The 20,412-nt window shown below is 58.9% G+C and carries 18 protein-coding genes; 14 read left to right on the top strand and 4 right to left on the bottom strand.

Going from position 1 to position 20,412, the window contains the following annotated elements; all coding sequences use genetic code 11:
* The first annotated feature begins 121 nt into the window (after positions 1 to 121).
* The 4 genes from ACR0D9_RS11565 to ACR0D9_RS11550 are packed head-to-tail and all read left to right on the top strand — an operon-like array spanning position 122 to position 5,803.
* A complete protein-coding gene (locus ACR0D9_RS11565) occupies positions 122 to 2,026 on the top strand; it encodes an extracellular solute-binding protein (protein WP_480538853.1) in 1,905 nt (634 codons plus the stop codon).
* A 1-nt stretch (position 2,027) separates the two neighbouring features.
* Entirely contained in the window at positions 2,028 to 3,122 is a 1,095-nt protein-coding gene (locus tag ACR0D9_RS11560; RefSeq protein WP_209507735.1) for a microcin C ABC transporter permease YejB, read from the top strand.
* The gene (locus ACR0D9_RS11555; RefSeq protein ID WP_267363535.1) at positions 3,123 to 4,229 is read left to right on the top strand and encodes an ABC transporter permease; all 1,107 of its coding nucleotides are present in this window, start codon (positions 3,123 to 3,125) and stop codon (positions 4,227 to 4,229) included.
* Entirely contained in the window at positions 4,226 to 5,803 is a 1,578-nt protein-coding gene (locus ACR0D9_RS11550; RefSeq protein WP_480538851.1) for an ABC transporter ATP-binding protein, read from the top strand. Before ACR0D9_RS11555 ends, ACR0D9_RS11550 begins: the two co-directional genes overlap by 4 nt.
* Positions 5,804 to 5,827: 24 nt before the next feature.
* Here ACR0D9_RS11550 and ACR0D9_RS11545 read toward each other — a convergent pair whose 3' ends face one another.
* Positions 5,828 to 7,756 (bottom strand): elongation factor G, encoded by a 1,929-nt coding sequence (locus tag ACR0D9_RS11545; RefSeq protein WP_480538849.1) that lies wholly within the window; start codon positions 7,754 to 7,756, stop codon positions 5,828 to 5,830.
* Between the two features lie 213 nt (positions 7,757 to 7,969).
* The gene (gene hemN, locus ACR0D9_RS11540; protein ID WP_480538847.1) at positions 7,970 to 9,325 is read right to left on the bottom strand and encodes an oxygen-independent coproporphyrinogen III oxidase; all 1,356 of its coding nucleotides are present in this window, start codon (positions 9,323 to 9,325) and stop codon (positions 7,970 to 7,972) included.
* A 61-nt stretch (positions 9,326 to 9,386) separates the two neighbouring features.
* Between hemN and fnrL the strand changes: the two genes are divergently transcribed.
* A complete protein-coding gene (gene fnrL, locus ACR0D9_RS11535) occupies positions 9,387 to 10,130 on the top strand; it encodes a transcriptional regulator FnrL (protein WP_267363531.1) in 744 nt (247 codons plus the stop codon).
* Between the two features lie 73 nt (positions 10,131 to 10,203).
* The gene (locus tag ACR0D9_RS11530; RefSeq protein WP_209598278.1) at positions 10,204 to 10,458 is read left to right on the top strand and encodes a GlsB/YeaQ/YmgE family stress response membrane protein; all 255 of its coding nucleotides are present in this window, start codon (positions 10,204 to 10,206) and stop codon (positions 10,456 to 10,458) included.
* Between the two features lie 40 nt (positions 10,459 to 10,498).
* Here ACR0D9_RS11530 and ACR0D9_RS11525 read toward each other — a convergent pair whose 3' ends face one another.
* A complete protein-coding gene (locus ACR0D9_RS11525; protein ID WP_480538845.1) occupies positions 10,499 to 11,338 on the bottom strand; it encodes a universal stress protein in 840 nt (279 codons plus the stop codon).
* A gap of 201 nt (positions 11,339 to 11,539) precedes the next feature.
* Here ACR0D9_RS11525 and ccoN point away from each other — a divergent pair, with 201 nt between their 5' ends.
* Genes ccoN through ccoP form a run of 4 tightly spaced genes read left to right on the top strand, consistent with a single transcriptional unit; the run spans position 11,540 to position 14,950 of the window.
* Complete coding sequence (ccoN, locus tag ACR0D9_RS11520) at positions 11,540 to 13,147, top strand: cytochrome-c oxidase, cbb3-type subunit I (RefSeq protein ID WP_480488886.1); 1,608 nt, start codon at positions 11,540 to 11,542, stop codon at positions 13,145 to 13,147.
* 16 nt (positions 13,148 to 13,163) lie between these two features.
* Entirely contained in the window at positions 13,164 to 13,892 is a 729-nt protein-coding gene (ccoO, locus tag ACR0D9_RS11515) for a cytochrome-c oxidase, cbb3-type subunit II (RefSeq protein ID WP_209507754.1), read from the top strand.
* A 12-nt stretch (positions 13,893 to 13,904) separates the two neighbouring features.
* On the top strand, positions 13,905 to 14,090 hold the full coding sequence (locus ACR0D9_RS11510; protein WP_209507756.1) for a cbb3-type cytochrome c oxidase subunit 3: 186 nt from the start codon (positions 13,905 to 13,907) through the stop codon (positions 14,088 to 14,090).
* Positions 14,087 to 14,950, top strand: coding sequence for a cytochrome-c oxidase, cbb3-type subunit III (gene ccoP, locus ACR0D9_RS11505; RefSeq protein ID WP_480488888.1), 864 nt, complete (start codon positions 14,087 to 14,089; stop codon positions 14,948 to 14,950). The genes ACR0D9_RS11510 and ccoP overlap by 4 nt, the downstream gene beginning before the upstream one ends.
* 152 nt (positions 14,951 to 15,102) lie before the next feature.
* Here ccoP and ACR0D9_RS11500 read toward each other — a convergent pair whose 3' ends face one another.
* On the bottom strand, positions 15,103 to 15,261 hold the full coding sequence (locus ACR0D9_RS11500; protein ID WP_480484690.1) for a hypothetical protein: 159 nt from the start codon (positions 15,259 to 15,261) through the stop codon (positions 15,103 to 15,105).
* A 100-nt stretch (positions 15,262 to 15,361) separates the two neighbouring features.
* Here ACR0D9_RS11500 and ACR0D9_RS11495 point away from each other — a divergent pair, with 100 nt between their 5' ends.
* From ACR0D9_RS11495 to ACR0D9_RS11480, 4 genes are all read left to right on the top strand, one after another.
* On the top strand, positions 15,362 to 16,237 hold the full coding sequence (locus ACR0D9_RS11495; protein WP_480538843.1) for a LysR family transcriptional regulator: 876 nt from the start codon (positions 15,362 to 15,364) through the stop codon (positions 16,235 to 16,237).
* A gap of 102 nt (positions 16,238 to 16,339) precedes the next feature.
* The gene (gene ccoG, locus ACR0D9_RS11490) at positions 16,340 to 17,767 is read left to right on the top strand and encodes a cytochrome c oxidase accessory protein CcoG (protein ID WP_267363520.1); all 1,428 of its coding nucleotides are present in this window, start codon (positions 16,340 to 16,342) and stop codon (positions 17,765 to 17,767) included.
* A 2-nt stretch (positions 17,768 to 17,769) separates the two neighbouring features.
* Positions 17,770 to 18,228, top strand: coding sequence for a FixH family protein (locus tag ACR0D9_RS11485; protein ID WP_209507766.1), 459 nt, complete (start codon positions 17,770 to 17,772; stop codon positions 18,226 to 18,228).
* 3 nt (positions 18,229 to 18,231) lie between these two features.
* Positions 18,232 to 20,409, top strand: coding sequence for a heavy metal translocating P-type ATPase (locus tag ACR0D9_RS11480; protein WP_480538841.1), 2,178 nt, complete (start codon positions 18,232 to 18,234; stop codon positions 20,407 to 20,409).
* Positions 20,410 to 20,412: the final 3 nt, after the last annotated feature.

Genomic DNA, 20,412 nt, shown 5'->3' with positions numbered 1-20,412 from the left:
TTTTTTGTCTGAAGAAACCTTCACAAAGTGCTCACGCATTCTAAACTTGAATCTGCACGTGCTGGCACTTTAGCTAGCGGTTACGACATTGACGGTGACAATGACCGAGAGGATGAGCAATATGATATCCCTGATGCCTGCTGCACGTGATCTTGAGGTAAGGCCATGGGTTGGCATTTTGGGGCTCTGTGCCGCTCTGATTGCTCCGCATGCAGCACAGGCGCTGGATGAAGGCGTCACCCGCAGTCACGGGTATTCGTATTTCGGAAATCTGGATTACCCGGCGGATTATGCGCATCTGAATTATGTGAATCCCGACGCCCCCAAGGGTGGCGAGCTTTCGCTGGCAGCCTCTGGAACGTTCGATTCTCTAAACCCCTATTCACGCAAAGGGCGCGCCGGTGCGCTGACCACATTGCAATATGACCGTCTGTTTGAAAGTGCCGAAGACAGTGTCGGGCAGTATTACGGCGTAGTGGCAGAAAGCCTGGAGTTTGATGAAGGACGCAACTACGTCATTTTCCATTTGCGCCCCGAAGCAACTTTTTGGGATGGCACGCCTGTCACAGCGGACGATGTTGTCTACAGCCACCGTTTGTTCATCGAACAGGGCCTGCCGTCTTACGCGCAGGCCGTTGGCCGCATGGTGACAGGGGCCGAGGCGTTGGATGACCATACCGTCAAATTTACCTTCAATCCCGAAGTCACCCGCCGCAGCCTGATCGAAACCGTCGGCTCAACTCCTGTTTTCTCAAAAGCATGGTTCGAGGCGGATGAGACACGGCGGCTGGATGAGCCGCGGCTGGAAGTGGCGGTGGGCTCTGGCCCCTACAAGCTCGACAGCTACGACATCAATCGCCGCATCGTTTACAAACGCCGGGACGATTATTGGGGCAAGGACCTGCCTTTCAATGTCGGGCGCAACAACTTCGATACAATCCGGGTTGAGTATTTCGCCGATCAGACGGCAGCGTTCGAGGGTTTCAAGGCGGGTGAATACACATTCCGGATCGAAAGTGATCCCAAGCTTTGGGCGACCGGGTATGATTTCCCAAAGCTGGATGAAGGCACAGTTATTCGGGATGAGATCGCGGATGGCAGCCCGCCGACACCTTCGGGCTTTGTCTTCAACCTTGGAAAGCCGCAATTTGCCGACAAGAATGTTCGCAAGGCCCTGGCCCTGGCCTTCAATTTCGAATGGACGAACGAGTCATTGTTGTTCGGCCTTAACACGCCGCGGAATTCTTTCACGCAAGGAACCCCGATCGAGGCGCAAGGCCTGCCTGAAGGGGCGGAGCTGGCGTTCCTGCAGGCGCTTGGCGACGTCGTTCCCGAAGATGTCCTGACGGAACCCGCTGTTGTGGCGCACGAATCAAACCCTGCACGCCTGAATGACCGAAAAAACCTGCGCAAAGCTGCCAACATGCTGGACGAGGCAGGCTGGTCCGTCGGCGAAGGCAATATTCGTCGCAATACCGACGGGCAGACTTTGAAGGTGAATATTCCATATCCTTCAAACCTGCCGACCTCGACCGCAACGATGATCGAAACCTATGTCCAGAACCTGCAATCCATCGGGGTGGATGCCTCGACCGAGAAAGTTGATCCGGCGCAATACACTTTGCGCAGCCGCGAGCGGGATTATGACATGGTCTATTCCACGCGCTACGGATCGTTCTTGTCTACCGGGGGCGGTCTGAGCCAGATGTACGGATCGGAAGAAGCGGCCTTTAGTCTGTTCAACCCGGCAGGTCTGGCTAGTCCCTTGGTCGACGCGATCATCGAGGCGTCCTTTGAAACGGACAATCAGGCGGATCAGGACACGGCGTTGATGGCTTTGGATCGCGCCTTGCGGTACGAGTTTTTCGTAATCCCCGTGGGGTACATCGCAGAATACTGGACAGCATATTACGATATGTACGAATACCCGGAAAACCTGCCGCCCTATTCACTGGGTTATCTTGATCTGTGGTGGATCAATCCGGAAAAACAGGCTGCGTTGAAAGCGAAAGGCGCGCTGCGATAACATGGGCGCCTATATACTAAGACGCTTATTGCTGATCATTCCGACCCTTCTGGGTATCATGATCGTCAACTTCACGCTGGTCCAGTTCGTACCGGGCGGGCCGGTCGAACAGATCATCGCGCAAATCGAAGGTCAGGGTGACGTATTCGCCGGGTTCGCCGGTGGGGGCGACGCCGGAGCGGGTTCCGAACCGGCGGGCGGTGTCTTCGACGACAAATATGTCGGTGCGCGCGGCCTTCCGCCCGAGTTTATTGCTGAGCTGGAAAAAGAATTCGGCTTCGACAAGCCCCCGCTTGAACGGTTCCTGATCATGATGGGCAACTATCTGACGTTTGATTTCGGCGAGAGTTATTTCCGCTCGATCAGCGTGATCGACCTGGTGCTTGAAAAGATGCCGGTCTCGATCTCGCTGGGGCTGTGGTCGACCCTGATTGCCTATCTGGTCTCGATCCCGCTGGGTATTCGAAAGGCGGTCAAGGATGGATCGCAATTCGATACCTGGACAAGCGGGGCGATTATTGTGGCCTATGCCATTCCGGGCTTTCTGTTTGCGATCCTGCTGCTGGTGCTTTTTGCTGGCGGGTCATACTGGCAAATCTTCCCGCTGCGTGGCCTGACGTCGGACAATTGGGACAGCCTGAGTTTCTTTGGCAAGATCACGGATTATTTCTGGCACATAGCGTTGCCGACGATTGCGCTGACAATCTCGGCTTTTGCGACACTGACCCTGCTGACCAAGAACTCGTTTCTGGATGAGATCAAGAAACAGTATGTCATGACAGCCCGCGCCAAAGGGCTGAGTGAACGCAAGGTTCTGTACGGTCATGTCTTCCGCAACGCGATGCTGATTGTGATTGCAGGGTTCCCGGCCGTGTTCATCGGGGTGTTTTTTGGTGGGTCGATTATTATCGAGACAATCTTCTCGCTGGATGGACTGGGCCGTTTGGGGTTCGAAGCTGCCGTTGCGCGCGATTACCCGGTGATCTTCGGCACGCTGTTCATCTTCGGTCTGATGGGGCTGGTCGTCGGCATTATCAGCGACCTGATGTATGTGCTGGTCGACCCGCGCATCGATTTCGAAAAGCGGGAGGGGTAAATGGCTTTGTCCCCGCTGAACCAGCGCCGCTGGAGCAACTTCCGCCGCAACAGACGGGCCTTCTGGTCGCTGATCATCTTCGCGGTATTGTTCGGCCTGTCGTTGTTTGCCGAGTTCATCGCCAACGACAAACCCATCCTTGTAAAGTATCGGGGAGAGTACTTTACGCCGGTTTTCAACTTCTATGCCGAAACCGAATTTGGCGGTGATTTCCAGACCGAAGCGATCTATCGCGACCCCGAGGTTCAGTGCCTGATCGACAGCGGTGGATTGGAAGACTGTTTCGATGATCCCGAAGGCATCATCGAACAGATCGACGCCGGTACATTCCAGGCCGAGGGTTTTGAACGCGGCTGGTCGCTCTGGCCGTTGATCCCTTATTCCTTCAATACCTCGGTGGACCGGCCCGGCGCGGCGCCCCTGCCGCCCAACGGCCAGAACCTGCTGGGTACCGATGATACCAAGCGCGATGTGCTGGCCCGCGTGATTTACGGCTTTCGCCTTTCGATCCTGTTCACGCTGCTTGTGACGGGCGCGGCAAGCCTTATCGGGATTTTCGCGGGCGCCATCCAAGGGTTCTTTGGTGGGTGGCTGGACCTGATCTTTCAGCGGATCATCGAGATCTGGTCCGCAACCCCGTCGCTTTATGTCATCATCATCATGTTTGCGGTGCTGGGGCGAAGTTTCTGGTTGCTGGTCGCGCTGATGATCCTGTTCAGCTGGACCGGGCTGGTTGGCGTGGTGCGCGCCGAGTTCCTGCGGGCGCGGAACCTTGAATATGTGCGCGCCGCGCGGGCGCTGGGCGTGGGCAACATGACGATCATGTTCCGCCATATGCTGCCCAATGCGATGGTGGCCACGCTGACCTTCATGCCGTTCATCGTCACCGGAACCATCGGCGGGCTGGCTTCGCTGGATTATCTGGGCTTTGGCCTGCCATCCTCGGCCCCCTCGCTGGGAGAGCTGACCTTGCAGGCCAAACAGAACCTGCAGGCCCCATGGCTGGCCTTCACCGCCTTCTTCACCTTTGCCATCATGCTGTCGCTACTGGTCTTCATCTTTGAAGGCGTGCGGGATGCGTTCGATCCCAGAAAGACCTTCTCATGAGCTTGCTGGATGTGAAAAACCTCAAGGTCTCGTTCCGTCAGGATGGGCAGGTCAACGCGGCCGTCAAAGGCGTGTCCTTCACTGTGGACCGCGGGGAAACCGTCGCGCTGGTGGGTGAATCCGGATCAGGAAAATCCGTGACGGCGTTATCGACCGTTTCCCTGCTGGGCGACAGCGCCTTGGTCGAAGGCTCGGTCACCTATGACGGGCAAGAGATGATTGGCGCCTCGGAACAGCGTCTGATGGATGTGCGGGGCAACGACATCAGCTTTATCTTTCAAGAGCCGATGACGTCGCTGAACCCTTTGCACACGATCCAGAAACAGATGGCTGAATCGCTGGCCCTGCATCAGGGTGTGGCTGGCGATGTGGCACGGGACAGGATTGTCGAATTGCTGACCAAGGTCGGTATCCGCGATCCTCAAGACCGGCTGGACAGCTATCCGCATCAGTTGTCAGGCGGTCAGCGGCAGCGGGTGATGATCGCCATGGCCCTTGCCAACAAACCGGACATCCTGATCGCGGATGAGCCGACAACGGCACTGGATGTGACCATTCAGGCGCAGATCCTCGAGCTGCTGGCTGAATTGCAGAAATCGGAAAACATGGGGATGCTGTTTATCACTCATGATCTGGGCATCGTGCGCCGCATCGCCGACCGGGTCTGTGTGATGAAAGACGGCGAGATTGTCGAGACCGGCGTGACGGCCGAGATATTCGAAAACCCGCAGCACCCCTATACCCGCAAACTACTGGCGGCAGAACCGTCGGGTCAGCCTGAACCCGTTGCCACAGATGCGGAAGAGGTCGCACGCACCGACCACCTTAAGGTCTGGTTCCCGATCCAGCGCGGGTTTCTGAAGCGTACGGTTGGATATGTGAAAGCGGTGAACGACGCGACCCTCAGCGTGCGCGCGGGTGAGACGTTGGGGATTGTTGGCGAAAGCGGGTCGGGCAAGACCACACTGGCACTGGCCATAATGCGGCTGATTGCGTCCGAGGGTGGCATCACCTTTCGCGATCAGGACGTGCGCAAATGGTCCACGCGGGAACTGCGCCGGTTGCGCAAGGACATGCAGATCGTGTTTCAGGACCCGTTTGGCAGCCTCAGCCCGCGGATGACCTGTCAGCAGATCATTGCGGAAGGTCTGGCCATTCACAAAGTCGACCCGGACCGTGCGCCACGCGAACTTGTGGCCGAGGTGATGACCGAAGTGGGGCTGGATCCGACAACGATGGATCGATACCCGCACGAGTTTTCCGGCGGTCAGCGTCAGCGCATCGCCATTGCCCGCGCGATGGTTCTGCGGCCCAAACTGCTGGTCTTGGACGAGCCGACCAGCGCGCTGGATATGACCGTTCAGGTTCAGATCGTCGATCTGCTGCGCAATCTGCAACAGAAATACGGGCTGGCCTATCTGTTCATCAGCCATGACCTGAAAGTGGTCCGGGCCATGTCGCACAACGTGGTCGTCATGCGCAACGGCGATGTGGTCGAAATGGGCGCGGCCGAGGATTTGTTCGAAAATGCCCAGACCGACTATACCCGCGAATTGATCGCAGCGGCGGGCTGAGAACAGCCCGCCCGGTGTCGCGCGTCAGGCGCTGGCTTTTTCCCGTGCAGATGACTGGGGCACAGGCCCGCGCAGTTCCTCGTAGTGATCAAAGCTCAGCTTGACCCACCCGGTCCCGCGCGTGGCACTGGCAAGGGTGCGGTGCAGTTCGTCCTCGGCAACGGCGGGCAACTGGGCGTTGAATATCTCCCAGCCCGTCGCATTCGGGTTGCCCTCAAATCCCAGAACCTGCCCCTGAAGGGTGCTGATCGTTGGTACGAGATCGCCCACAAAGGCCGAGGGTAAGTGTATCTCGGCGCTCAGGATCGGTTGCAGGACCACAGGTTTGGCTTGCGGCAATGCCTCGCGCACGGCGTTCTTGCCTGCGGTCCGGAAGGCATAATCCGAACTGTCCACATTGTGGTGTTTGCCATCGCTCAGGGTCACTTTGACATCAACCACCGGAAAGCCCTCGGGGCCTTGTTCCAATGCGTCCTTGGCCCCGTGTTCCACCGACGGGATGTAGTTCTTGGGAACGGCACCGCCCTTGACCACCTCATCGAACTGGAACCCCGATCCGCGCGGCAATGGCGCAACCGAAATCACCACATCTGCGAATTGCCCCGCGCCGCCGGACTGTTTGCGATGGCGATGGCGATGCTCAACCGTTGTGCGAATGGTTTCGCGATAGGCGGTTTCCACCTGTTCCGCCTCGATCTCGATCCCGAAATCCTCGGCCAGCTTGGCGGTCACGCGGCGCATATGTTGCGGTCCCTGCGAGCCCAGAATCGAATGACCGCTCATCTCATCCTGTTGCAGGTGCAGGCCCGGATCGATTTCGGCCAGACGGCTCAGGGCGTTTGACAGGCGCACATCGTCCCGCTCATGCGCGGGCGAGACGACCTGACGATGCGCAACCGGATGAGACGACGCCCATTCCGGCAGTTCCGTCGCAGAAGAACTGTCATAAATGTATCCGGGGTTGAGGTGATCGGATTTGACCGCCAGTCCGATCTGCCCAGCCTCCAGCGTGGCGATCTGGGTCTTGGCGTCCAGAGTTGTCAGGTTGCCGACCGTTTCACCGCCCAACGCCTCATGCGCTTTTACCCCGTCCCCAAGGCCGCGCAGAACGATGATCTTTCCGATATGCTTTTTGACATCCGCAAAGCCAGCAATGGCACGGGCGCTTTCGGCGGCCTCGTCCCGTCCGGCAGCAATATCAAACTCGGGGGCCTCATGACGCAGCGCTTTCATCAGGCGCGTCAGCCCGTTGCCGTGGCTTGCGGCGCCCAGACAAGCGGGGATCAACTGATGATTCTGTAGAACTTGCGCGGCCAGCTCATAAACCTCATCGCTTGGGGGCTGTTTGTCTTCGATCAACTGTTCCAGCAGGTGATCATCGAAATCGGAAAGCGTCTCAAGCAACTCGGTCCGGGCTTCCTGCTCGCGATCCTCGACAGATTTGGGCAGCTCAATCAGGGCCGACGGCTGGCCCTCCTGATACTTCCACGCCCGTTCCGAGATCAGATCGACCGCGCCGATGATCGTGTCGCCCTCGCGGATCGGAACCTGACGCAGGGCGATGTGGTGCGTGCAATAGGTTTGCAGCGCCGCGATGATGTCGCGGATGCGGCCATTGGGGTTATCCATGCGGTTGATGAAAAGAAAACAGGGAATGCCCGCCTCTTCCACCAGCCGAAGATAAGGCGCGCACAGCACGGCGGCATTTGGATCGGGCGGTACCACGATAACGGCTGCATCCGAGATTGCCATGGCAGGCCCGACATAAGCGAGGGAATCGCCACCCCCATCCACGTCGACTGCGCACCAGGGCTCGTCCAGGTAAGAAAAACCGTGCAAGTGCACGGTTCCGGAAACATCGAATGTGGTCGGGCGCCCGTCGAGGCGGCTGATGGCCTCGACCAGGGTAGATTTGCCCGACTGGCTGGGCCCGAGGACGGTGAATACGCGCATGAGTGTTGTCCCTCTTTCAGGTTGCAGAATGGCTGCACGAAAAGGGCCATCCGACGCAGTCGCGTCAGCTAGGACTGTCTGTAATTTGCCCGCCTCAGGCCGCAGGGCGAAACATCACCCCACAGCTTGAGTGTGGGAAAAACCGCAGGCGTGCGTCAAGCCCCCGATGTGTTTTGTGCTTTCCGGGCTGAATGTTGCCCGCAAAAAGAGAGGTCAGATCGCCGAGCTGTGCCCGGCTTTGCTGAGGTCGTATGCGTCAAAGCTGCGGGCAACCATCCGGGTCAGCGCGCGCGCCTCGGGGGGGATAAACAGCCCCTCGTCGCTGATTTGCAGCAGCCCGTCGAATGAGGCGTTGGCAGCGCGATACATGTCGTTCAGCGCTGCGACCGAGATATCGTGATCGCGCAGGATTTCAGCCGAATCGATCCGGAAATCGCACATCAGCGCTTCGATCAGACGGGCGCGCAGAATATCCTGACCTTTGAACAGGTGCCCGCGGGACGTCGAAAACTGCCCGTTGCGAATGGCCTTGGTATGAGCAGACGTAGCCGGGGCATTCTGCGCATAGCCTTGTGGAAAGCGCGAGATCGAGCTGGCCCCGACACCGATCAGCACATCGGCCTGATCGTCGGTATAACCCTGGAAGTTCCGCTTCAGACGGCCCGCGCGCAGGGCATGGGTCAGCCCGTCATCCTGTGTGGCAAAATGGTCGATGCCGATCTCGGCGTAGTTGTCCCACAGGAACAGGCGGCGGGCGGTGTCGAACAGTTCCAGCCGTTGTTCGGGCGTTGGCAGTGCGTCCGACGGGATCAGTTGCTGCCGTTTGGCCATCCACGGCACATGGGCATACCCATAAAGCGCCACGCGATCCGGGCTGAGCGACAAAAGCTTCTGCACGCTTTCCGTCATCCGGGCCTTCGTCTGGTGTGGCAGCCCGTAAAGGATGTCCGCGTTCAGGCTGGCAATGCCACGTGCGCGGATCATGTCGATAGCGTCGCGCGTGGTATCGTAGCTTTGAATGCGGCCAATGGTTTTCTGGATTTCATCGTCGAAATCCTGCACCCCGATCGAGGCACGGTTCATGCCTGCCTCTGCCAGCGCATCCAGACGTGCCTCGTCAATCTCGTTTGGATCGATTTCAACCGAGAATTCGGCATCCGGCCCCATGGGGACGATCCCCAGAATGTGCTGTGCCAGATCGCGCATCAGCTGGGCATTCAGCAACGTTGGCGTACCGCCGCCCCAGTGCAGGCGCGACAGGACCACACCCGCGGGCAGGCGCGCCGCCAGCAGGTCCAGCTCGGCTTTCAGAACATCCACATAGGCAATCACCGGATTGTCGGTTTGTGTGCCTTGCGTTCTGCAGGCGCAAAACCAGCACAGCCTGCGGCAGAACGGGACGTGGATATAAAGGGATATGGCGCTGCCGGGTTTGATTCCCGAAATCCAGTCGCCAAACATGTCCGCCCCCACGTCATTGTTGAAATGGGGCGCTGTGGGATAGCTTGTGTAACGCGGTACTTTCGCGTCAAAAAGTCCAAGCTTTGCCAATTGTGGTTTCACTATCATGACGATACCCTTAGGGGGCAGGCGACTTAGGTGCTTTGACGGAGATCAAGTGGAAACGCAGATGACAATAAAAGCACAGTTCGATCACTCAAATTGCGAAGACTGCCCGATACGACATCGCGCGGTCTGTGCCCGCTGTGACGCGGACGAGCTGGAAGCGCTTGACGGCATTAAATATTACCGCAGTTTCGAGGCGGGTCAGACCATCATCTGGTCGGGTGACCAGATGAATTTCGTCGGCTCGGTCGTATCGGGGATCGCTTCGCTGACGCAAACCATGGAAGACGGGCGCACCCAGATGGTCGGCCTGCTTCTGCCCAGCGATTTCGTCGGTCGCCCGGGGCGCGACGTTGCGCCTTACGATGTGCAGGCGACAACGGATGTCGTGATGTGCTGTTTCCGCAAGAAACCATTCGAAGAGCTGATGGACGAAACGCCTCACATCGCGCATCGCCTGCTGCAGATGACATTGGACGAGCTTGACGCCGCCCGCGAATGGATGCTGGTTCTGGGTCGCAAGACAGCGCGCGAAAAGATTGCCAGCCTGATTTCGATCATTGCCCGGCGGGATGCGTCGATTGGTCAAAAGGGCCTGTCAGGACCGATCGTGTTCGATCTGCCCCTGACCCGAGAAGCCATGGCGGATTATCTGGGACTTACGCTTGAGACGGTCAGCCGCCAGATTTCAGCTCTGAAAAAGGACGGTTTGATCTTACTGGAAGGCAAACGTCACGTGACCATCCCCGATCTTGGGCGACTCATGGAAGAAGCAGGCGACGATTCCGATGGCGGGTTTCTGGTCTGACCAGTCTTTCGTTCGGCAGAGTTCGCTTACCGCGACCAGCCGGTCGGTTCACGTACTAACATAGGAGTGTGGCATGGGGTTCAGCAGTCTGTTGGCAATGCTGTTCATTGGCGCAATCGCCGGATGGCTTTCGGGAAAGATCATGGAAGGCCGTGGGTTCGGCCTGATCGGCAACATCATCGTCGGCATCGTAGGCGCGTTCCTGTCGGGCATGATCTTTCCGGCGCTTGGTTTTTCCGTTGGAGGGGGCCTGTTCTCGTCGATCCTTTTCGCGACAATTGGGGCGGTGATCCTGTTGTTCCTGATCGGCCTCATCCGCCGGGGGTGAAAAAAGCCGCCTGTCGAGGCGGCTTTTTAACTTGATTGGGTCAGTGCGCCAGGAACACCGGAACCGAGGATTGTTCCAGCATGTTCCGGGTCGCCCCTCCCAGAATGGCTTCGCGAAAGCGGGAATGGCCATAAGCGCCCATCACGATCATGTCCGATTCGGTATCCGTCGCGTGGCGATTAAGGATATCCGAGACTCGGGTCATGGTCTTGCTGAGCACGTCGATCTCGCATTTGACACCATGACGGGCCAGCATCTGGGATAGCATCCCACCCGGGTCTGACCGGTCCGGCCCATGCTGTGGCGGGTCGATGACCACAATACGGACGATCTCGGCCTGTTTGAGGAAGGGCAGGGCCCGCCGGATGGCGCACATGGCCTCGACGCTTTCGTTCCAGGCGATCATGATGTTGCCCGGCGCTTTCAATGGCGCGCCGCTGTCGGGAACTACAAGAACCGGGCAATGTCCTTCGAACATGGCCGCTTCGATAATGGGTTCGGCCTCGGCCCCCCGACCATCACCATACGGATGCGGCAGGATCACAAGGTCGGAAAACCGGGCCCGGTGCGCGACGTGGCGCCCGATATCGGCAATTTGTGCAACGCCGTGTTCGGCGGACCAACGCACACCGGATTTGCCGAGATAGTCATTGGCAAAGGCCAGCAAATCCTTTGCCTCGGCATTGGCCCGGTTCAGCGTTTCCTGAACGATCAAAGCATTGGCACCCGCATAATAGTAACCTGTCTGACTGCGATCGACGCCCAGACACAGGACTTCGGCATGGGCATCCTGAGCCTCAGCCAGGGCCACAATCTGCGCCAAAGCAGCCTGTGCGGTCTGCGTTTCGGTCATGACTGTGAGAAGAGATTTGTACGCCATTTTGACCTCATGTTTCGGGCAATTGGTCTCATGTGACCTGTTAGCCCTTTTCTACTACCATGCGTGTCATAGAAAACGCTGGACTGTCTTGATACAGATCAAAGCAATGAAGGTGGCCGTGCTTCAGAACGGCAGCCAGTCAAATGGGTTTCGCGCGTCATAAGAATCAAAAGCGCGCGGGGCATGGCAAAGGGACGCAATATGTCGAATTACATCAAGCTGATCGTGCTTGGTCTGATCGCGCTGTTTGCAGCGATCGGAACCAATTATGCACGCGATTTGGCGTATCAGGTACATGCGCTGCTGGTGATGCTCATCGCCGGTGGCCTGTTCATCTGGACGCTTCGAAACACTGACGAGCCAGGTAATCAGATCGACCGCTCGGGCGAATACATGGATGGCGTGATCCGCTATGGCGTGATCGCAACTGCCTTCTGGGGCGTGATCGGGTTCCTCGCCGGGACCTTTATCGCGTTTCAGCTGGCGTTTCCGGTACTGAACTTCGAATGGGCGCAGGGTTATCTGAACTTTGGTCGTTTGCGTCCGTTGCACACCTCGGCAGTCATTTTTGCCTTTGGCGGTAACGCATTGATCGCAACCTCGTTCTACGTGGTTCAGCGTACCAGCGCGGCGCGGCTTTGGGGCGGAAACCTCGCGTGGTTCGTGTTCTGGGGCTATCAGCTGTTCATCGTGCTGGCCGCAACCGGTTATGTGCTGGGCGGAACGCAGTCCAAGGAATATGCCGAACCAGAATGGTATGTCGATCTGTGGCTGACCATTGTTTGGGTCGCCTATCTGGCTGTCTACCTGGGTACGATCATCAAGCGGAAAGAACCCCACATCTATGTGGCCAACTGGTTCTATCTGGCCTTTATCGTCACCGTCGCCATGCTGCATCTGGTCAACAACATGACCATCCCGGTCAGCATCTGGGGTTCGAAATCGGTCATCGTCTGGTCAGGCGTGCAGGATGCCATGATCCAGTGGTGGTATGGCCACAACGCTGTGGGCTTCTTCCTGACCGCGGGTTTCCTGGGCATGATGTACTATTTCATCCCGAAACAGGCCGAACGTCCGGTGTTTTCCTACAAGCTGTCGATCATCCACTTCTGGGCGCTGATCTTCCTGTATATCTGGGCCGGTCCACACCACCTGCACTATACCGCGCTGCCTGACTGGGCGTCGACGCTGGGCATGGTGTTCTCGGTGATCCTGTGGATGCCGTCCTGGGGTGGTATGATCAACGGTCTGATGACCCTGTCGGGGGCCTGGGACAAGCTGCGCACCGATCCGATCATCCGCATGATGGTCATCTCGGTCGGCTTCTACGGCATGTCCACCTTTGAAGGTCCGATGATGTCGATCCGTGCTGTGAACAGTCTCAGCCACTACACCGACTGGACCATTGGTCACGTGCATTCTGGCGCGCTGGGCTGGAACGGCATGATCACCTTTGGTGCACTGTACTTCCTGGTGCCTGTCTTGTGGAAACGCGAGCGTCTGTACTCGCTGCAAATGGTCAGCTGGCACTTCTGGCTCGCCACGATCGGCATCGTGCTTTACGCCGCGTCGATGTGGGTCACAGGTATCATGGAAGGCCTGATGTGGCGTGAAGTGGATGCCAACGGCTTCCTGGTGAACTCGTTCGCTGACACCGTGGCCGCCAAGTTCCCGATGTACGTGGTGCGTGCGCTGGGTGGCGTGATGTTCGTCGCTGGTGCGCTGATCATGTGCTACAACCTGTGGATGACTGTGCGGAAAGCGCCGGCCAAAGAGGCCAGCCTGACCGTCGCGGTCCCGGCTGAATAGAGGGAGGGCCGGAGCAATGGCAATTCTCGACAAACATAAGATCCTCGAGACCAACGCGACCCTCCTGCTGATCTTCAGCTTTCTGGTCGTGACCATCGGTGGCCTGGTGCAGATCACCCCGCTGTTCTATCTTGAGAACACCATCGAGAAGGTGGAGGGCATGCGCCCTTACACCCCTCTCGAAATGGCGGGGCGTGAGATCTACATCCGCGAAGGCTGCTATGTCTGCCACAGCCAGATGATCCGCCCGATGCGGGACGAGGTCGAGCGTTACGGTCACTACTCGCTGGCGGCTGAGTCGATGTATGATCACCCGTTCCAGTGGGGATCAAAGCGTACCGGACCTGATCTGGCGCGTGTCGGTGGTCGCTATTCGGATCAGTGGCAGATGGACCACCTGCGCGACCCTCAGTCTGTGGTGCCTGAATCGGTGATGCCGAAATACGGCTTCCTCGAACATCGCAAGATCGACGGCAAGTATATCGGTGACATCATGGCGACCAATGCGGTTGTCGGCACCCCATATACCGAGGAGATGCTGGAAAACGCGGTTGCCGATTTCAGCGCGCAGGCCGATCCTGACAGTGACTACGACGGTCTGCTCGAGCGGTACGGTGACAAGGTCAACGTGCGCAACTTCGATGGTCAGCCTGAACTGACCGAAGCCGATGCGCTGATCGCCTATTTGCAGATGCTGGGTACGCTGGTCGATTTCTCGACCTTTACCCCGGATGCAAGCCGTTAACAGGAGGGTGTGATGGAAGAATACACACTGCTTCGACAGTTCGCGGATAGCTGGATGCTGCTTGTGTTGTTTGCCTTCTTCGTTGGCATCGTGATCTGGGTTTTCCGCCCCGGTGCCAGCAAGGAATACAAGGACACCGCCAACATCCCCTTCCGGCATCAAGACAAACCCGCCACACCCAAGGAGGCGCGGCAATGAGCAAGACACCTGATAAACAGCCGGGCGATCCGAACACAACCGGGCACAGCTGGGACGGGATCGAGGAATTCGACAATCCCATGCCGCGCTGGTGGCTATGGACTTTCTACGCCACCATCTTCTGGGGCGTGATCTACACGATCATGTTTCCGGCCTGGCCCCTGGTCCATGGCGCGACAGCCGGTGTGCTGGGATGGTCAACCCGTGAAAACGTACAGCAGGACATGGTTGCCTTCGAAGAGGCAAACGCGCCCTGGAACGCCAAGCTGGTGGAAACTTCGCTGGAAGACATCGCCAAGGATGCAGAGCTTCAGCAATATGCCGTGAACTCGGGCGGTGCGGTGTTCCGGACCTGGTGCGCACAATGCCATGGTTCGGGTGCGCAGGGTGCGCCGGGTTTCCCGAATCTGCTGGATGATGCCTGGCTGTGGGGCGGAACGCTGGACGATATCGTCTACACCGTCAGCTACGGTGTGCGGAACGAAGAAAGCGACGATGCGCGCTATTCCGAGATGCCGGCATTTGGCGAAATCCTCGAACACGACGAAATCACGCAGGTGGTTCAGTACGTCATGTCGCTGAGCAATGCCCAGACCGACGATGCGGCGGCGCAGGCAGGTAAAGTTGTCTTCGAAGACAACTGTGCGGCCTGCCACGGCGAGGATGGCACAGGCGATATCTTCCAGGGTGCGCCGAACCTGACTGACGCGATCTGGCTTTACGGTGGCAGCGAAGAAACGCTGACGGAAACCGTAACTTACAGCCGCTTTGGTGTCATGCCGAACTGGGATACCCGCCTGACCGAGGCGCAGATTCGCGCCGTATCTGCCTATGTCCACCAGTTGGGTGGCGGTCAGTAAGATCTAAAGAACACCTTCGGGCGGTTCGCCGCCCGAAGGCTGGGGCACCGGCTGTTCCATCTGTTCGCGCGTTTCCTGAACAGCCGGTGCTTTTTTCCCACAATAAGGCCACTTAAACCTGTGGTCCAGATTCAGGTTTACTGTTCCTTGCGTCAAAAGTTGCTCGGATCCACCTCGCGCGGGTTTTTAATCCACCAATGACCTTCCGGCAGCCAACGGCGTTTGCGGTGACCCGGCTTTGGCGCATCGCGAATATGCGGCGCATTGATCCGGGTTGCGGTCATGAAAGATCTGGCAAAAACGGTCAGCATGGTTGGTCTCCTCTGCAAGGGTATCTCTGCAATAAAGATTGACCTTTGCGGTGCTGAATGCGACTCAAATACCATTCCATAGTGTAAGTCAGGATTACATATGAACTGGTTGTCGCTTCCCCCGTTGGCCGCGCTGAGGGCGTTTGCGGCATTTGCTGAAAAGCGCAACGTCGTCGAAGCTGGGGCTGCGTTAAACGTAAGCCATGCGGCAATTAGCCAGCAGTTGCGTGTACTTGAGAAACACCTGGGTGCTGCCTTGCTGGATCGAACGGGCAAGGCCCTGACCCTGACCGCCGATGGCGAGCACCTGGCCCGAGCCCTGCAACTGGGGTTTGGCGCGATCGAGGTGGCAGTGGGGGATTTGGCGCGGTCTGGTCAGGATCGCCCGGTCCACGTGTCGCTGACATCTTCTTTTGCAGCCTCATGGCTGATGCCGCGCCTACCTGCCTTTCGCGAAACCCACCCCGAGGTGAACCTGATCCTCGATCCTACTGCGGAAATTGTCGAACTGCGACCGGGTGGGATCGATATTGCCATTCGGTACGGCCCCGGCGGTTGGACCGGTGTGCAATCTGAAATGCTGTTGCAGTCGCCCGTGGTCATCGTCGCCGCCCCGAAACTGCTGGGGGAAAAGACATCATGGACTCCGACCGAGCTGGCCCGGCTGCCCTGGCTTGAGGAAATCGGAACCACCGAGGCGACGACCTGGTTGGCCGAACATGGTGCTGGTCCCGAACGCGGCGCCGGGCGCACCGAGTTGCCGGGAAACCTGGTACTGGACGGACTGAGGGCCGGGCAGGGGGTCACTGTCACAGTGCGACATTTCGTCGAGCCGGACATCAAGGCCGGTCGTATTGTCGAGCTTTATGCAGAGCCGGATACGCGCGGTTACCATATTGTGACGCCAAATTCGGCACTTAGACCCGCAGTAAAGACATTTGTGACGTGGTTGAGGCGTCAGGCACGGGAAATGTGATAAAAGGTGTCTGTACGATGCGCGTTTTGACCCATGTCAAAGTTGCTATGCGCGTGATCTGGAAGAACACACACTCAGAAGAGCCAGTACCGGAGCCAGCCTGTGAGCGATTCCAACCCCACCCCCAGCCTATACGCCGCACGAGAACCGATCTTTCCAAGACGCGTTTCCGGGCCATTTCGGAACCTGAAATGGATCATCCTTATCGTGACACTGGGCATTTACTATGTAACGCCCTGGATCAGATGGGATCGTGGCCCCAGCCTGCCGGATCAGGCCGTGCTGCTGGATCTGGCAAACCGGCGCTTCTATTTCTTCTGGATCGAAATCTGGCCGCACGAGTTCTATTTCGTGGCGGGCCTGCTGATCATGGCGGGGCTGGGTCTGTTCCTGTTCACATCTGCGCTGGGGCGGGTCTGGTGCGGGTATGCCTGCCCGCAAACGGTCTGGACTGACCTTTTCATTCTGGTCGAGCGCTGGATCGAAGGCGACAGGAACGCCCGTTTGCGCCTGCATCGTCAGGAAAAGCTGGATTTCCGCAAGGCACGGCTCCGGGTGACGAAATGGGTGACCTGGTTCCTGATCGGTCTGGCCACCGGCGGCGCCTGGGTGTTTTATTTTGCGGATGCGCCGACGCTGCTCCGCGATCTTGTGACGGGTAACGCGCATCCCATCGCTTACACGACGATGCTGGTTCTGACTGGTACGACCTTCTTCTTCGGCGGGTTCGCCCGCGAACAGATTTGTATCTACGCGTGTCCTTGGCCGCGCATTCAGGCCGCGATGATGGACGAAGACACGCTGGTCGTGGGATACCGCGAATGGCGTGGTGAGCCGCGCGGCAAAGGCAAGCGGACAGCTGATTCCGAGTTGGGGGATTGTATCGACTGCATGGCCTGCGTGAATGTCTGCCCTGTTGGGATCGATATCCGGGATGGTCAGCAGCTTGAATGTATCACCTGTGCCCTGTGTATCGACGCGTGTGATGACATGATGGCCAAGATCGGCAAACCGCGCGGGCTGATCGACTATATGGCGCTCAGCGACGAGCCGCGCGAACGCTCGGGCCAGCCGCCCAAGAATGTCTGGAAACACATCTTCCGGCCCCGTACGATCCTGTACACCTCGTTGTGGTCACTGGTGGGGTTTGCGCTGCTGTTCGCCCTGTTCATTCGCTCTGACATCGATCTGACCGTAGCGCCCGTGCGCAACCCGACCTTTGTCACCCTGTCGGATGGCACCATTCGGAACACCTATGACGTCAGACTGCGCAACAAGCACGGTGAGGACCGCCTGTTCAAATTGTCTCTGGCGGGCGATCCGTCGATGCGACTGGAAATTGAGGGAACCAAGATCGATACTGTGAATGTCACGGCGGATACGGCACAATTGACCCGTGTATATATCGTGGCATCCCGTGACAGCGGTCCGGCGGCAGCAGAAGCGACACCTGTACGGATCTGGGTCGAAGACCTCAGCAGCGGCGAACGCGCTTACAAAGACACCACGTTCAACGGACGGGGGAACTGATCATGGCCGAACGTAAATTCACCGGAAAGCACGCTCTGGCGGTGTTTGTCGGTGCCTTTGGCGTGATCATCGCGGTGAACCTCGTGCTGGCTTATAATGCGGTGAAAACGTTTCCCGGGCTGGAGGTCAAGAATTCCTACGTTGCCAGCCAGGAGTTCAACGATCGCCTGAAAGAGCAGCAGGCATTGGGCTGGACGGTTCGCGCAGAAACCAAAGGTGGTCTTCTGATCCTGCATATTACGGACGCGACCGGCGCGCCGGTTCAGGTCAGCGAATTGCAGGCGGTGGTTGGCCGCGCGACCCATGTGCGGGACGATTTCGCACCGGATTTCACCTTTGACGGCGCGGCCTATGCCACGCCTGCCACGCTGGGCAAGGGCAACTGGAACATCCGGTTGGTCGCGCGTGACGGCAGTGGTGCCGAGTTTTCGCAGCGCGTTCCGCTGTATGTGAAAGGGTAGCCGATGACGGCGCAGCTTTCATCCGGTACGGCGGCCTGTCCGGGGTGTCTGGCAACCCCGGCAGAGCCCGCGCGCCCGATTCCGGACGATGTGCAGATCGCCTTGTCGCTGCCGGGCATCCACTGCTCGGCCTGTATCGCGACGGTCGAACGCGAACTGAACGCCCATCCCGGTGTCGAAGACGCGCGCGTCAACCTGACTTTGAAACGGGCGATGATCAAAGCCGCGCCGGATACCCGCGCGGCCGATCTGATCCCGGTGCTTGAACGGGCAGGTTTCGAAGCGCATGAGCTTGACCCCGGCGCTTTGTCGGCAACACAGGCGGACAAGGCGGGACGTGACCTGCTGATGCGACTGGCCGTCGCCGGGTTTGCATCCATGAACGTGATGCTGTTGTCGGTGTCGGTTTGGTCCGGTGCAACAGACGCGACGCGCGACATGTTCCACTGGATTTCCGCTGCAATCGCGCTGCCTGCCATTGCCTTCTCGGCTCAACCGTTCTTTGCCAACGCCTGGAGCGCCCTGCGGGTGCGGCGGCTGAACATGGATGTGCCGATCACGCTGGCGATCCTGCTGGCGCTGGTCACATCCCTGTGGGAGACCGCGCTGAGCGGAGAGCACGCCTATTTCGATGCCGCGCTGACCCTGACATTCTTCCTGCTGGCGGGCCGGTATCTGGACTACCGCACCCGCGCCGCAGCCCGATCCGCCGCAGAAGAGCTTACCGCTCTGGAAGTGCCGCGCGCGATCCGCATCGTGGACGGGGTGGAGGCCGAAGTTGCGGTGGCCGATCTGAAGGTCGGTGATCTGATCCTTGTGCGCCCCGGTGGCCGAATGCCGGTGGACGGTCAGATCGTGTCTGGTCAGTCCGAACTGGACCGCTCGCTGTTGACGGGGGAAACCTTGCCGGTATTTGCCGAAGCCGGCCAGCTGGTCAGCGCGGGCGAGGTCAACCTGACAGGTCCGCTGACCCTGCGCGCCACAGCAGTGGGTCAGGATACGTCGCTGCACCGGATGGCGGATCTGGTGGCCATCGCAGAATCGGGGCGGTCCCGCTATACCTCGCTGGCCGACAAGGCCGCCAAGCTTTATGCGCCCGGTGTCCACATCCTTTCGGCGCTCAGCTTTGTGGGGTGGTACATCTATTCGGGCGATTTGCGCACCGCTCTGAACATTGCCGCGGCGGTTCTGATCATCACCTGTCCCTGCGCCTTGGGTCTGGCTGTTCCGGCAGTGACCACCGCTGCCTCGGGCCGGTTGTTCCGCAAGGGTATGCTGATCAAGCACGCAACCGCGCTCGAACGGTTGTCCGAGACCGACACCGTGGTGTTCGACAAGACGGGCACGCTGACCTCGGGTGCGCCGGAACTGGTCAATCTTGGCGACCACGCCCGCGCACAGGTCGAGGTCGCGCTGGCCTTGGCCGAGGCCTCCGCGCATCCCTTGTCCGTGTCATTGGCAAAGGCCGCGCGGCAGGCCGGGATCAAACCTGCTAACGTCCGGGACATAACCGAAGTGCCGGGATACGGCACCCAAGGGGAATACCGCGGTCAACGCGTTCGTTTGGGCCGGGCCGCATGGGTTGGCGCACAGCAGGGCGCGGAAACGTCCGCCTGGCTTGCAATTGGCGACGATGCGCCCTTGGCGTTCCGCTTCTCGGACGCGTTGCGCCCGGGCGCGGACGAGGCGGTGGAAGCGTTGCGCGCGTCGGGCAAGCATGTGCTGTTGATCTCGGGGGATTCGAAAGGTGCCGTGCGCGCATTGGCCGAGAAGCTGGGAATAACGGATTGGGTCGCCGAGGCTTTGCCGCAGGACAAGGCACAGCGCATTCAGGACCTCAGGGACCAGGGCCGCAAAGTTCTGATGGTGGGGGACGGCCTGAACGATACGGCTGCTTTGGCGGCGGCACATGTGTCGATCTCTCCGGCCTCGGCGCTGGATGCGGCGCGGGTTGCCTCGGACATCGTTCTTCTGGGTAATGACCTTCTGCCCATAGCGGATGCCTGCGATACGGCCATCAAGGCCACCCGTCGCATTCGCGAGAACTTCCAGATCGCAACCGTTTACAACGTGATTGCCGTTCCGCTGGCCGTGATCGGACTGGCGACACCGCTGATCGCGGCCTTGGCGATGTCGACCTCGTCCATTACCGTATCGCTGAACGCATTGCGGCTGAGGTAACCC

The organism is Ruegeria sp. AK11 (assembly GCF_056541095.1).
The sequence above is the reverse complement of the archived record's forward strand: the minus strand, read 5'-3'. Positions and strand labels throughout refer to the sequence as shown.

Coding starts and splice junctions, on each gene's coding strand:
- ACR0D9_RS11500 (WP_480484690.1), bottom strand. CDS start 15,261: ATGCTGACCGTTTTTGCCAGATCTTTCATGACCGCAACCCGGATCAAT.
- ACR0D9_RS11495 (WP_480538843.1), top strand. CDS start 15,362: ATGAACTGGTTGTCGCTTCCCCCGTTGGCCGCGCTGAGGGCGTTTGCG.
- ccoP (WP_480488888.1), top strand. CDS start 14,087: ATGAGCAAGACACCTGATAAACAGCCGGGCGATCCGAACACAACCGGG.
- ACR0D9_RS11560 (WP_209507735.1), top strand. CDS start 2,028: ATGGGCGCCTATATACTAAGACGCTTATTGCTGATCATTCCGACCCTT.
- ACR0D9_RS11525 (WP_480538845.1), bottom strand. CDS start 11,338: ATGGCGTACAAATCTCTTCTCACAGTCATGACCGAAACGCAGACCGCA.
- ACR0D9_RS11485 (WP_209507766.1), top strand. CDS start 17,770: ATGGCCGAACGTAAATTCACCGGAAAGCACGCTCTGGCGGTGTTTGTC.
- ccoN (WP_480488886.1), top strand. CDS start 11,540: ATGTCGAATTACATCAAGCTGATCGTGCTTGGTCTGATCGCGCTGTTT.
- ACR0D9_RS11555 (WP_267363535.1), top strand. CDS start 3,123: ATGGCTTTGTCCCCGCTGAACCAGCGCCGCTGGAGCAACTTCCGCCGC.
- ACR0D9_RS11510 (WP_209507756.1), top strand. CDS start 13,905: ATGGAAGAATACACACTGCTTCGACAGTTCGCGGATAGCTGGATGCTG.
- ACR0D9_RS11545 (WP_480538849.1), bottom strand. CDS start 7,756: ATGCGCGTATTCACCGTCCTCGGGCCCAGCCAGTCGGGCAAATCTACC.
- ACR0D9_RS11480 (WP_480538841.1), top strand. CDS start 18,232: ATGACGGCGCAGCTTTCATCCGGTACGGCGGCCTGTCCGGGGTGTCTG.
- fnrL (WP_267363531.1), top strand. CDS start 9,387: ATGACAATAAAAGCACAGTTCGATCACTCAAATTGCGAAGACTGCCCG.
- ACR0D9_RS11550 (WP_480538851.1), top strand. CDS start 4,226: ATGAGCTTGCTGGATGTGAAAAACCTCAAGGTCTCGTTCCGTCAGGAT.
- ccoO (WP_209507754.1), top strand. CDS start 13,164: ATGGCAATTCTCGACAAACATAAGATCCTCGAGACCAACGCGACCCTC.
- ACR0D9_RS11565 (WP_480538853.1), top strand. CDS start 122: ATGATATCCCTGATGCCTGCTGCACGTGATCTTGAGGTAAGGCCATGG.
- ACR0D9_RS11530 (WP_209598278.1), top strand. CDS start 10,204: ATGGGGTTCAGCAGTCTGTTGGCAATGCTGTTCATTGGCGCAATCGCC.
- hemN (WP_480538847.1), bottom strand. CDS start 9,325: ATGATAGTGAAACCACAATTGGCAAAGCTTGGACTTTTTGACGCGAAA.